This window comes from Microcystis sp. M53603_WE2 (genome assembly GCF_030065435.1).
This window is the reverse complement of record NZ_JASJFF010000890.1, coordinates 1-12,230: the sequence shown is the minus strand read 5'-3', so window position 1 is coordinate 12,230 and position 12,230 is coordinate 1. Positions and strand designations below refer to the sequence as shown.

Sequence of the window (12,230 nt, the reverse complement as noted above, 5' to 3'; positions counted from 1 at the left end):
CTTCATATAATGGTTTGTCTTTAATCACCATGACATCAGGATAAGTATAAAAGCGATATCTTGGCATCCATAACCGTACATCACTCATAAAAGCCCAATAATCTTGATTGTTAATCTTAGTCGGAAAATTCCTACAGAAATTTAAAGCAATCAGATTATGATTAGTAGTTGCTCCTACCATTGGAGTAATTTCTCCATCTAGATATTCATTTTTGTATTCTGCTATTTCTTCTAGCTGACAATATTCTTCAGGCGTGTAATAGCGTTTTTCGATTTGAACTTGCATACTAACCTCCCTTATCTTGGTTAAATTGCCATTCAATAGCAACTTTAATATTAGCTTGTGCTGAACCTTTTGTCACCAAAGGAATCCCCGTTTCGCCCCCAACTTGTAACCCAAATTCTAAAGTAACCTTACTGGGTGGATTGGCTTGGGAAACTCCCTGTTTTATCGAAGTTAATAACAATTGTGCATATTCATTAACAATATTAGTAACTCCTGCTTGAAAATTTTTTGTTCTTTCTTCTATATCCTCGAAAAATCCTACTGCTTGCAATTGCTCCCTATCACCTTCTTCGTACTGCATATAAATTTTTGCGCCATCGGAGGCTTGTATTTCTGTGATTTTTATTGACATTTTATCCTCACCTTAATTTTTGCATAAATGTTAATCGTAACCGTTCAGGAGGTGGTTGTCAAGTAGCCATTAGTATTGATTCTATGGGAGGACTCTCCTGGGGTAGCATAAATGTAGAGGGAGAAGTATTACCTCTCCAGGCGCAAATCGCCGAGCGTCATCAATTCCCATATCAGGTTACAAGGTAGCAAGCCCTAGCTTGAAAAATTCGCTAAGATATATGGTTCTTCGTTACTTGGTATTTCAATGGGGTTGCATAGATCAACTAAATCCTTATCTGGCAAGAGATTTAATTAATTAGTTCGCTCTAGATCAGAAACAATTGACAAAAATCACCAAATGTTTTTCTCTATAAGGGTTTCATCTCTTATAATCCTGTCCGTTGCATAAGACAAACCAAAGAACCATTATTCTTCACTTAAATTAAAATCAATGCGTTGATAAATATCCAGCAATGACATTTGAAAATCCACAGAATGAAACCTTAAAGCATCTTTGTCTGATTCAGAGGCTTTAAACAACCACTCCCCATTATTTTGTTGATAAAACTGCTCAACATAATAACGGTATTGATCAATCAAAATATATTCTTTAAACTCAGGAATTGAGCGATAAAACTTAAACTTATCAGTACGGTCATAATCTCTAGTTGATTTCGATAAACCCTCGACAATGATTAACGCATTAGTTACAGTGTTTGTGCCTTTTCCTTCATATAATGGTTTGTCTTTAATCACCATGACATCAGGATAAGTATAAAAGCGATATCTTGGCATCCATAACCGTACATCACTCATAAAAGCCCAATAATCTTGATTGTTAATCTTAGTCGGAAAATTTTTATAAAAATTACCAGCAATCAGATTATGATTGATTGTTGCTCCCGTCATAGGAATAATATCTCCATCTAGATATTCATTTTTGTATTCTGCTGTTTCTTCTAGCTGACAGTATTCTTCAGGTGTGTAATAGCGTTTTTCGATTTGAACTTGCATACTAACCTCCCTTATCTTGGTTAAATTGCCATTCAATAGCAACTTTAATATTAGCTTGTGCTGAATCTTTTGTCAGCAAAGGAATCACCGTTTTACCCTCAACTTGTAACCCAAATTCTAAAGTAACTTTACTGGGTGGATTGGATCGGGAAATCATGATAAGCTCATCTAAAAATATAGCAAATTATACAGACATCTAAGACAAGTAATAGAGTGTAGGCAAGGGACATGAGCCTTTCTTGTCTGAATCTGGCTGCTAATCTAAGAATAAGCGGTTTAAATGCGTCTTAGCTTATTAGCATTTCTTGTCTAATTCCCTGTTTCCGCCGAAAAGCGATCACTAGTTGTCCAATTTAACTTGACTCGAGTGTATAACAGCCATTTCCCCACACAGATCCCTAGAGAGCGTTTCTCATAAAGATGAAGTATAAGCTAATTCGCTATCGACGATCGACTCCCACCTGAGCATTAAGATAACTGTTATCAGAACGTAGGTTGGGTTTCATGCTTCAACCCAACGCCAGATCATGTTGCGCTACCGCTAACCCATCCTACAAATAATTGTGCCTCCCTACTTATCAGTAATTATCGGAAAATAAATTCCCATACCTATTTTCTCGTGGCACAATAGAGACAAAGTATAAAAAACTTAACAATAAGGAGGGGTTCGATGGTTGCTACACCAGTCAAAACAAAACGTCTCACCGTGCAGGTGGCCGATCTCACCGCAGACACTACCGCTATTCGTTCCCTCGATTGGGATCGCGATCGCTTCGATATTGAATTCGGATTACAAAACGGTACGACTTATAACTCCTATCTGATTCGTGGGGAAAAAATCGCCCTTGTGGATACCTCTCACGAAAAATTCCGTCAACTATATTTTGATAGTCTCAACGGATTAATTAACCCCCAAGAAATCGATTATTTAATTATCAGTCATACCGAACCCGATCACAGTGGGTTAGTCAGAGATATGCTACAACTCGCTCCCAATATTACCGTCGTTGGGTCGAAAGTAGCAATTCAGTTTTTAGAGAATTTAGTTCATCATCCCTTTCAACGTCAACTGGTCAAAAATGGCGATCAGTTAGACCTAGGCAATGGTCACATTCTCGAATTTGTTAACGCTCCTAATTTACACTGGCCCGATACTATTTTTACCTACGATCACGGTTCGGGAATTTTATTTACCTGTGATGCCTTCGGAATGCACTACTGTTCCGATGATCTCTACGATGAGCAATTAAGTGCTATTGAACCGGATTATCGCTTCTATTATGAATGTTTAATGGCTCCTAATGCTCGTTCGGTACTAGCGGCGATGAAACGGATGGAACCCCTAGGTAATATTAATCTCGTGGCTAATGGTCATGGACCGTTATTAAAACATAATGTTACTGAATTATTGACCCGTTATCGTGATTGGAGTCAGGCACAAACTAAGGCAGAAAAAACCGTCGCTGTCTTCTATATTTCCGACTATGGTTATAGCGATCGCCTCTGTCAATCGATTGCCAAAGGTATTACTAAAACTGGTTTGGCTGTAGAAACTTTAGACCTGAAATCCGCCGATCCCCAAGAGGTAAAAGAATTAGCTTCTTCTGCGGTGGGAATCGTCATCGGTACTCCCCCCGTTTCTGGTATTAATGCCCAAGAAATTACGGGTAATTTAGGCACAATTCTCGCCTCGGTTAACCCCAAACAATACCTCGGAATGTTTGAATCTCAAGGGGGTGATGATGAATCAATTTTACCTCTATTTAATAAGTTTCGTGAAGTTGGTTTAACCAAAGCTTTTGATCCCATTCGTAGCGCAGAAACTCCTAACGAGAGTCTCTATCAACGCTGTGAAGAAGCGGGGACAGACATGGGACAACTATTAACACAAGAGGTAAAAGTTAAACAAAGAAAATCCCTCGATACTGACCTTGATAAAGCCATCGGACGGATTAGCGGAGGTTTATATATTATTACCACCAAGAAAGGAGACAGAAGCGGTGCAATGGTCGCTTCTTGGGTGACGCAAGCAAGTTTTGATCCTCCCGGTTTTACCGTTGCTGTGGCCAAAGATCGGGCGATCGAGTCTTTAATGCAAGTGGGGGATCAATTCATTTTAAATATTCTGGAAGAAGGCAATTATCAAACCCTGATGAAACACTTTTTAAAACGTTTCGGACCTGGGGAAGATCGTTTTGCAGGAGTCGATACTCACACCGCTAATAATGGTTCCCCAATTTTAGCCGATGCTCTCGCTTATTTAGAATGTGAGGTCGCTAGTCGCATGGAATGTGCTGACCACTGGATTGTTTACAATAAAGTCACCGATGGTCGCGTTTCTAAACCTGATAGTTTAACAGCTGTTCACCATCGCAAAGTCGGTAATTATTATTAGGATTTTTGCTTGATTTGACTGGTTGAGAAAATACAGATCAAGATGCTTGCTCTCAGCTTTTGAGATGGTTTAACCTCTCAACCAGTTAGTCATACTAAATCCGTTAAGTATAGGCTACATATCAGGATAGGCAATAGGCAATAGGCAAAAGGAGCAATAGATAATCATTTTTTAATAACCAGATTTAGTATCACATCTGATCACTGATTACTTACCCACTGATAACTGATAACTGAGACTAAATCCGTTGATTATAGGCTACATATCAGGATAGCCGAACGGGAAAATGGGAATAGATAATCAGTCTTTAATAACCGAATTTAGTACCAGACGCTTCATGAACTGGAAGTAAAAAAATTGTAGGGTTAATTCATGAATTAACCCTACACATCGTTTCCATTCAGGCGCTTCACAAATTGGAAGCAAGTTTCAAACATTGTTGGATTTGCTAATCGTGCCTAAGTTTCCATTCAGACGCTTCAGGAATTGGGTAGAGTCATAAACTCTAGTTAACAAAAGTCCAGCGTCCTTCCACCTGACCGTCAAGGAGTTGATGAGTACTTAAATATTCTTCAAGAACACCTTGGCTTGAAGTAGTAACAACTTTAGCGTTAGCTATTTCTTCAGGCGTGAGATTCAAACTCTTCAGCGAATTTTGATAATGATAATCTTGCACGCAGATTACATATAAACGATCAGCCTCTACAGGTTGTTCATTAATACTGAAAGATTCAATTGCTTTCTTAGTATTGTTATAAACTACTCGAACACCTTTGCTGATTTGATAACATTGACTTTCCCCAGGCTTTCTGTTTTCTGGGCGCAGAAAATGGGTAAATACCTTTGTCAGTTGCGCTCCAGTAACTTTAATTTTATAAAGAGAACCATCATACGGATAAACCTTCTTAAGATCTTCAAGAGTGACCACAGGCCCTAATTCTTTACCTCGTATGGAACCACTACCGACAAGCACGACATCAATCGTATCTATTTCTAAGAAGATATCAGCGATTAAATTACCTAACTCAGTTTCTTGTTCGCGCACGGGATGAGTCAATTGACGATTTAAACGGCTAACAATACGATTGTACTTGCGATCTACTTGTTCTTTGTAGGTATTGATAAAATTTTGCAAATCTACGTCAGGACTAGCTACCTGATCATTAATAGGAATAAGTTCCCATTTCCATTCGACAATGCTGTTCGTATCGTCGTCTACTGTAATATCGAAACGTCCGATCTGATCAGTCCCAACGGCGGCCTGGGTGATTAAAATGTTGTTTACTTGGGCAGGCTGTTCTAAAAGTGTATGAGAATGTCCACCAATGATCATGTCCACCCCCCACTCAGGGTCTAACATAGCCGCTAACTTTTGATCCTCTTCAAAACCAATGTGAGTTAGGAGAATTGTCAAATCAATATCTTCATTTTTGTAGGTATTACAGATCTTACCAACTTCAGCCGCTGCATCTTCTAGTCCAACAAATGTACCAATGCTTTTGTCCAGCTTTAAGGCACTAAGAACCTCTTCGGTGACAATACCAATGAACATAACATCAAATCCATCTACATTGAGGATGATATAGGGGTTCATCAACCTTTTACCGTACTTTTTAATGTACAAGTTGGCATTAACAATAGGAAAGTTTGCCATTTTTTCTAAGAAGAGCAAATGAGGAAAGCCATAGTCTAATTCGTGGTTTCCTAAAGTCACTACATTAGGTGCTAGGTAATTCATGATTTCCATGGTTGATAAGCCTTTAAATTCGGTATCAATCATCGAACCTTGAAGCATATCACCTGAAATAACATAAAGTGTATTTTTTTCCGTTTGACGCACTTGATTGATATAACCAGAAAGCAATGATAACCCGCCGATCAAACCACCTTGTCCAGTTTTAGCCTCCGCTAAAAAGTCGCCGTGCATATCATTGGAATGTAAAATCGTAAACTTTTTGAGTTTTGTTGTAGTTTCAACCATGAGTCTCTCCAGTAGTTTGAGTTGATTAAATGAAAGAGATAGTTTGATTTGGGTACTGCGAACGGTTTAAAGCTTGGCTTTCTGAATACCGTCAGAAGCTTGGTCTGTGATTTCTTCTAGCCGATCCAGAAAAAGTTCAGCTTTTAGCAGTTTAGGCTCTTCGGTTTGTGTTATGCAATGGAGGGGGGTTATAAAGGATAAAACCCTTACACAGAAAGACATTGCTTCGATTTATGCCCCCTGATCGAATCATGCCAAGTAACGAAGAGCCACAGCCCATAATATAGCATGACTTGCGCCAATGTAAAAACAGGGTGAGAGCATCACTGAGGAGTTCGGGATAGTGACAGTATTCACACTGGAACCTAGCGCGTTGTCGAACAATATGGTGGAGCGATTTAGGAATGACCATTTACTCTGGCGGCAATGACAGCGTTGATGTAGCTGAAAATTTGGTCGAGTTCGCCAATCGCTTCTAGCTCAAGGACTTCCTCCGGGGTGAGATCATCAGCTTTTTTCTTGTCAAGAAGCGTCTGCATCCGATCGCCCAGTTCATCTGTAAATTTGAATAGGGTGAGATTATTAATCTGTTGTACCCGCAATCCTTTGGGAATCAGGCTAGAGGGTTTGACAAGAACGCTCATGGTTGTGGCTGAACGTAAAGATTTTTCGATCCTAACAAATAGTTCCCGTGAAATAAATGAAAGTATTGCCCTGACACCATTCTACACCCCATTTTCTGAGGGGGGGTTAAATTATCTCCGACAAATAAAAATTATTCTCAATAAGTCAGATTATCAAGCCCCGAACTCCAGAAGTAGAAGGGCATCCGAGGGGGTCAACGAGAGAATACTGATAACTGATAACTGATAACTGTTCCTATGGACTAATACCCGCAGATTTAAGGGCTTTTTCCATTAAAATTACATGGGTACTGCTTTCCTGTCCCTCATTGTCAGCACGACGCTGAATATAACTGCCATCGGATTGTAATTCCCATGCTTGTCGGTTATCTGACAACATAATGCCGAGAATTTCTTCCAGTTCCTTGGCGATCGCTGGTTCATCGATGGGTGTCACTGCTTCCACGCGACGAGTCAGGTTCCGCGTCATCCAATCGGCGCTACCAATATACACCTCCTCCTGACCATCATTGTAAAAGTAAAAAATGCGGGAATGTTCCAAAAAGCGGCCGATAATGCTAATTACTCGGATATTTTCGCTTATTTCTGGCAATCCGGGCCGTAAACAACAGATGCCGCGAATAATCAAGTCAATCTGCACACCGGCACGAGAAGCAGCGTATAAAGCTTCTATAATCGGTTGATCGACAAGAGAGTTCATTTTTGCGACAATGCGACCCGTACCGCCATTTTTACAGTTTTTGGCCTCGCGATCGATCATTGCTAACATCCGTTTTCGCAAACTCACCGGAGCAATTAAAAGTTTGCGATAGGATTGCTGACGGGAGTATCCGGTCAGAAAGTTAAATAAATCGGTGATATCTGCCCCCAAATCCTCACGACAGCTAAGTAAACCCAAATCAGTGTATAATTTAGCCGTTTTTGGGTTATAATTGCCCGTGCCAATATGGAAATAACGACGGATTTTATCCCCTTCCTTTCTGACCACGAGAACCACTTTCGTATGGGTTTTTAGACCAACTAAGCCATAAACAACGTGAACTCCGGCTTGTTCGAGCTTTTTCGCCCAAGTAATGTTATTTTCCTCATCAAAGCGTGCTTTTAGTTCCACTAACGCCGCTACCTGTTTACCATTTTCCGCCGCTGCAATCAGGGAATTGACAATCGGGGAATCTCCGGAAGTACGATACAAAGTCATTTTAATCGCTAAAACATGGGCATCATGGGCAGCCTGGGCGATAAACTGTTGTACTGAGGCACTAAAGGAATGGTAAGGGTGATGAACGAGAATATCGTTATTGCGAATTAAAGTAAAAATATCTTCGCCATCCTGTTCTAGGATACCGTCTTCGTTACCGTCAACTATTTCTCGCAATCCCTGTAAAACTGGTGGGGTGACAGGATTCCAAGGGGGATCTTTCAGTTCGGGACAGGGTAAGGACAGAAAATAAAATAAATCTTTGTGTCCCAGCAGTCCATCCACATCGTAAACATCGATCTCCTCAAGTCCCAGATCGCGCATGATCCGGTCTTTAATATTGCTAGGGGTAGAACTGTGAATTTCCAGACGTACTGCCGATTTACCGATGCGGCGCTTGCGTACTTCTTCCTCGATCGCTAATAATAAATCATCGGCCTCATCTTCTTCGACGGAGATATCGGCATTGCGCGTCACCCGAAAAGGATAACATTCTTGGATGATCATGCCGGGGAAAAGTGCCTCTAAATTGTGCATTACCACCTGTTCCAGAGGCACTCCCGTCCAAATCGAAGCTTTTCCATCTTGGTGGCGTAATTCTTTGGATAATGCCAGAAAACGGGGGAAAACCTGCGGCACTTTCACCCTGGCAAATAGTTCTTTATCGGTGTCGGGATCGCGAACGACTACGGCTAAATTGAGACTAAGATTAGAAATATAGGGAAAAGGATGACTAGGATCCACCGCTAGGGGAGTTAAAACGGGGAAAATATTTTGTTCAAAGTAATCGTGGAGATAATTGCGCTGTTCTTGATGTAAATCTACATAGTTAATCAGATGAATTCCCTGTTCCACTAAGAGGTTTTTTAGGGTGTGTTCAAAAAGACGATCCTGCTGTTGTACAAGGGGACGCAGACGTTTACTGATCTCGGTTAGCTGTTCTGAGGCAGTCCGGCCATCGGCACTTAAAACGGCTACATTTGCCTCTACCTGTTGTTTAAGCACTGCCACCCGTACCATAAAAAATTCGTCGAGATTGGCACAAAAAATGGCGGTAAATTTTAATCTTTCTAGTAGGGGAGTCCGAGGATCAAGTGCCTCATAAAGCACGCGACGATTAAATTCTAACCAGCTTAATTCTCGGTTAAAGTAATATTGCGAATCTTTAAGATCGATTTCAGAAGTTACGGTAGAAGCTTTAGCCATAGAGTCTAATACCTAAATAATAGATTAAACAGTTAGTAAGAAGCCACTCAAGTCTAAATTTGACTATTTTTGGCGTTTTTTTAGGCTACATTGCCCCAGATTAACCAAAGTTACCCCGATTATCTTGGATGCTAGTCCTACTGATTCTAGCCTGACTGGGGAAAAAATCAATTTATTAACAGGTTAAGAAATCAGTCCCGACAGATCAAGGTTAAATTAATCTTTCAGTGAAATTAGAGTGCCAGGAAGAACAATAGGCATAATTTGCTGAGAATATTGTCTTTAAAGCCCAGCTTTGATTATAACACAAAGTCGAGCCGATCTGACTTGTTAAATATAAGTACCTGGTTATAATTAAATTAAAAATGGATTTTAGGTTCGATCCCCCCTGCCCCCCTTGATAAGGGGGGTGCCGATAGGCGGGGGGATCTGACAACTTTTAACGCCCACCTACTTATCATCTCCAAGTTCAGGCAATAATCCGAATCAGAATATTTGATAAGGATGATGATTAGATTGCCAATTAATCATTAGTGTATATATTTGTGTTTGATAAAAATAAGATAACTCATAAGCTAATCTTAACTCTCTTTCCAAGTCTTCTTTTTTAACATCATTAGCATTCCATGTACCTAAAACCTTCCAGAGTGCGATCGCTAAAATACTGATAAAATCGTGTCCACAACATAGCTGCCACGGATCGTGATTTTCATCGCTAATTACCGATAAATCCTGTTTAATTTGCTGTTCGTCTAAGGACAGTTTCTGAGAATGATTTTTGATACTTCTAATTAATTTGTCAATATCTATTGACAGATTCAGATTCTTTTTGTCAATAAACTTACTAAAATTTAATCCTTCAAACTTTAAATTCAACTCATTTCTAAGAGATAGCAATCTTAATTTACCAATTTCCTGACCTAACTTTAGTAAAGTTTCTCTAATATCTTTGGAAAAAGCTGCAATTTTTTCTTCACTTCCTCGTTCTTTTAATAATTTATCGAAAGCAGCAGATTTAATTAACATCATTTCCAAATCATGTTCATCGGTTAAAAAGAGATGATTACTGTCGGGAATTTGCTGTTCTATTCTCGAAAAATCCGCATCTATAACAGCAACAACTCGGCAAAAATTTTCTTTTTCTAAGATGGATAATGCTTTGATAGCATTATTTTTATTAGAGGCAATTGTGATCCTAACCTCTTGCTTGTTTACTAATCGCTCATAAATAAGTTTATCGCTATGACCTTCAACAATTAAAAAAACTCCCTCATGATCGCTGCGTAGTAAACGAATGCTATTAGCAATTCTGTCAGGTGTTATCTGTTCTCTCATCTTTGCTTTTTTGCTTTGGTTTCTCTAATTCAACTGTCAAATCCCAACGATCATTAATAATATCAGGAGAATGGGTAGCCATCAAAATATCTAACCCGGAAAGTTTCGTGATTTCCTGTAAGTCTTTTAAAAATTCCTGCTGCCATGAAATATGAAGTGACATTTCTGGTTTATCAATTAAGATCAAAGTATTAGGTTTAACTTTAAATAACAATTCATATAAAATTACTAATTCGTGCTGTTCCCCAGAAGATAAATCTGTTGGCGATAAAACCTCCCCTTCCTGGGTAGTGAAGATAAACCCTTTGCTTTGATCAATAGTAACACTTTTGAAAGAATATTTTTTATTAATTATATTTTTAAATAGCTCTACTTTAGGATAAATGTCATTGAATACATTGAGCTTTTTATATACATCCTCAATATAAACCGATAATAACTTTCTGGTGCTATCATCAATACTATCTTTAACTTGGAAGTTAGAATCTTCATCTTTTTTCAATAGTCCTGCACTAATTAATTGATTTCTTTCGCTTTCAAGTTGATCAATTTTTTCCCTTAGTTCATCATCGGTCAATGATGCCTTTTTTTGTACAACTCTCGCTGGAAAGGTTCGGTCTAAAGTTTGAGATAGTTGTCCATACTCTGCTAATTTAGTTTGAATATTTTCTGCTAAATCTTCAGAATAGCTGGCCACAGAGTACAATGTCATCGGCATCCTTATAGTTCTGCCATTTTTGGCACTATTGGAAATATCTAATAGACGTTGTGATTCAATAAAACGAACATTAATAGAGTCTATAATTTTCTTTAACCAATCAGGATATTCTTTCTGGAATTGCTTGGGTAAATATTCTCCAAATCGTTCATAAATATCTTCTAAATCCATAATTTCTTTTGTGGGGGTATAGAGCCATTTTTCTGATCCAACTCTATCTAAATCGGGTATGAAATCATCTATCATGCTGAGAGGGAAAGAAATTGTTTTCCCGTCTAGTAAATTAGGAGAAAAAGTCAGTTTTTCTTTTTGATCGGAGGAAGTAAAATTAAAATTAATCTTTGGTCTTACATTACTTTTTTTATTCTTACTGGTGGAAGCTTTGACAACATCCACAAAGCTTTTATCGTCAAAAATTATAGTAAATTTTTGAAAAGGAATAGCTCTTATATCTGAATACTTTAAGTTAAAAAAGCCATTGACCAATCGCAGTATTGAGGTTTTCCCAAAGCCATTTTTACCATGAATAATAGTTATTCTTTCCTCCATATTGAGATTAATTGTATGGTCAAATATGCCAAAAAGATGCTTAACTGTAATTTGTTTAATTCTCATAATTTCCCGGGAGCAAGCGATTAAACTTAGACGCACTCTACTACTCATAACTTGAGAGGATCGAGGCGTTGAAGCTAGAAATTTTGGCAGACGTTTTCAAAAAACGCCTATAGACACTGTATTATACCAAATCCCTTTTAAATAGTATGATTAACTCCCGATCGAACTTTAACAGCCCACTTCCCATTCTCCTAGCCGCTACTTAGGGTTTGCGGCAAAAAGCTTTTCGGTGGTGGCAGGGTGTGGGGTGTGGGGTGTGGGGTGTGGGGTTTTATCGATTTTCAGGTGGTCAACTACCTAATTTTCAGGGAAAAAGTCCAGGAATTTTCCCCCCGATCCCCGCAATGGCTGGCACTTTTTGAGGGGAAAAAAGTCCAAAAGTCTTATCCAACAATGTTTTTAGATTTATTCATCAGACCCTAATTATTTTAAGAGTCACTGATAATTGCTGATTGTCGGTATTTCTGCAAAGGTGAGATGCACCCCGTTTAACCACACATCACAT

Annotated in this window: 10 protein-coding genes and 1 pseudogene; 1 reads left to right on the top strand and 10 read right to left on the bottom strand. The window is 38.9% G+C overall.

Annotated elements, in window-relative coordinates; genetic code table 11:
- The 5 genes and pseudogenes from PX481_RS18940 to PX481_RS18920 form a co-directional block, all read right to left on the bottom strand.
- Nucleotides 1-286: Uma2 family endonuclease (locus tag PX481_RS18940; RefSeq protein ID WP_288095442.1), on the bottom strand; the 286-nt coding region annotated here is incomplete at its 3' end.
- Between the two features lies 1 nt (nucleotide 287).
- Nucleotides 288-638, bottom strand: coding sequence for a CU044_2847 family protein (locus PX481_RS18935; protein ID WP_002762880.1), 351 nt, complete (start codon nucleotides 636-638; stop codon nucleotides 288-290).
- Nucleotides 639-849: 211 nt separating this feature from the next.
- Nucleotides 850-1,033 (bottom strand): annotated as a pseudogene (locus PX481_RS18930) (hypothetical protein).
- Between the two features lie 12 nt (nucleotides 1,034-1,045).
- Nucleotides 1,046-1,633 carry a Uma2 family endonuclease gene (locus PX481_RS18925; protein ID WP_288095440.1) on the bottom strand — a complete coding sequence of 196 codons (588 nt, stop codon included), beginning with the start codon at nucleotides 1,631-1,633 and terminating at the stop codon, nucleotides 1,046-1,048.
- Between the two features lies 1 nt (nucleotide 1,634).
- Nucleotides 1,635-1,790, bottom strand: a complete 156-nt coding sequence (locus tag PX481_RS18920) for a CU044_2847 family protein (protein WP_002762885.1) — start codon at nucleotides 1,788-1,790, stop codon at nucleotides 1,635-1,637.
- Nucleotides 1,791-2,303: 513 nt separating this feature from the next.
- On the opposite strand from PX481_RS18920, the gene PX481_RS18915 reads away from it, so the two are divergent.
- The gene (locus tag PX481_RS18915) at nucleotides 2,304-4,028 is read left to right on the top strand and encodes a diflavin flavoprotein (protein ID WP_288095438.1); all 1,725 of its coding nucleotides are present in this window, start codon (nucleotides 2,304-2,306) and stop codon (nucleotides 4,026-4,028) included.
- Between the two features lie 505 nt (nucleotides 4,029-4,533).
- Here the strand turns inward: PX481_RS18915 and PX481_RS18910 are convergent.
- From PX481_RS18910 to PX481_RS18890, 5 genes are all read right to left on the bottom strand, one after another.
- On the bottom strand, nucleotides 4,534-6,009 hold the full coding sequence (locus tag PX481_RS18910) for a bifunctional metallophosphatase/5'-nucleotidase (protein ID WP_002762888.1): 1,476 nt from the start codon (nucleotides 6,007-6,009) through the stop codon (nucleotides 4,534-4,536).
- A gap of 398 nt (nucleotides 6,010-6,407) precedes the next feature.
- Nucleotides 6,408-6,653 (bottom strand): hypothetical protein, encoded by a 246-nt coding sequence (locus PX481_RS18905; RefSeq protein ID WP_002762890.1) that lies wholly within the window; start codon nucleotides 6,651-6,653, stop codon nucleotides 6,408-6,410.
- Nucleotides 6,654-6,888: 235 nt separating this feature from the next.
- On the bottom strand, nucleotides 6,889-9,057 hold the full coding sequence (gene ppk1 / locus PX481_RS18900; RefSeq protein WP_288095435.1) for a polyphosphate kinase 1: 2,169 nt from the start codon (nucleotides 9,055-9,057) through the stop codon (nucleotides 6,889-6,891).
- 486 nt (nucleotides 9,058-9,543) lie between these two features.
- Nucleotides 9,544-10,392 carry a DUF4435 domain-containing protein gene (locus PX481_RS18895; RefSeq protein ID WP_002762894.1) on the bottom strand — a complete coding sequence of 283 codons (849 nt, stop codon included), beginning with the start codon at nucleotides 10,390-10,392 and terminating at the stop codon, nucleotides 9,544-9,546.
- Nucleotides 10,370-11,725 (bottom strand): AAA family ATPase, encoded by a 1,356-nt coding sequence (locus tag PX481_RS18890; RefSeq protein WP_288095433.1) that lies wholly within the window; start codon nucleotides 11,723-11,725, stop codon nucleotides 10,370-10,372. The genes PX481_RS18895 and PX481_RS18890 overlap by 23 nt, the downstream gene beginning before the upstream one ends.
- Nucleotides 11,726-12,230 lie beyond the last annotated feature (505 nt).

Bases quoted from the DNA above. Each gene is read 5' to 3' on its own strand.
- PX481_RS18935 (WP_002762880.1), bottom strand. From the start codon at position 638: ATGTCAATAAAAATCACAGAAATACAAGCCTCCGATGGCGCAAAAATT.
- PX481_RS18925 (WP_288095440.1), bottom strand. From the start codon at position 1,633: ATGCAAGTTCAAATCGAAAAACGCTATTACACACCTGAAGAATACTGT.
- PX481_RS18920 (WP_002762885.1), bottom strand. From the start codon at position 1,790: ATGATTTCCCGATCCAATCCACCCAGTAAAGTTACTTTAGAATTTGGG.
- PX481_RS18915 (WP_288095438.1), top strand. From the start codon at position 2,304: ATGGTTGCTACACCAGTCAAAACAAAACGTCTCACCGTGCAGGTGGCC.
- PX481_RS18910 (WP_002762888.1), bottom strand. From the start codon at position 6,009: ATGGTTGAAACTACAACAAAACTCAAAAAGTTTACGATTTTACATTCC.
- PX481_RS18905 (WP_002762890.1), bottom strand. From the start codon at position 6,653: ATGAGCGTTCTTGTCAAACCCTCTAGCCTGATTCCCAAAGGATTGCGG.
- ppk1 (WP_288095435.1), bottom strand. From the start codon at position 9,057: ATGGCTAAAGCTTCTACCGTAACTTCTGAAATCGATCTTAAAGATTCG.
- PX481_RS18895 (WP_002762894.1), bottom strand. From the start codon at position 10,392: ATGAGAGAACAGATAACACCTGACAGAATTGCTAATAGCATTCGTTTA.
- PX481_RS18890 (WP_288095433.1), bottom strand. From the start codon at position 11,725: ATGAGAATTAAACAAATTACAGTTAAGCATCTTTTTGGCATATTTGAC.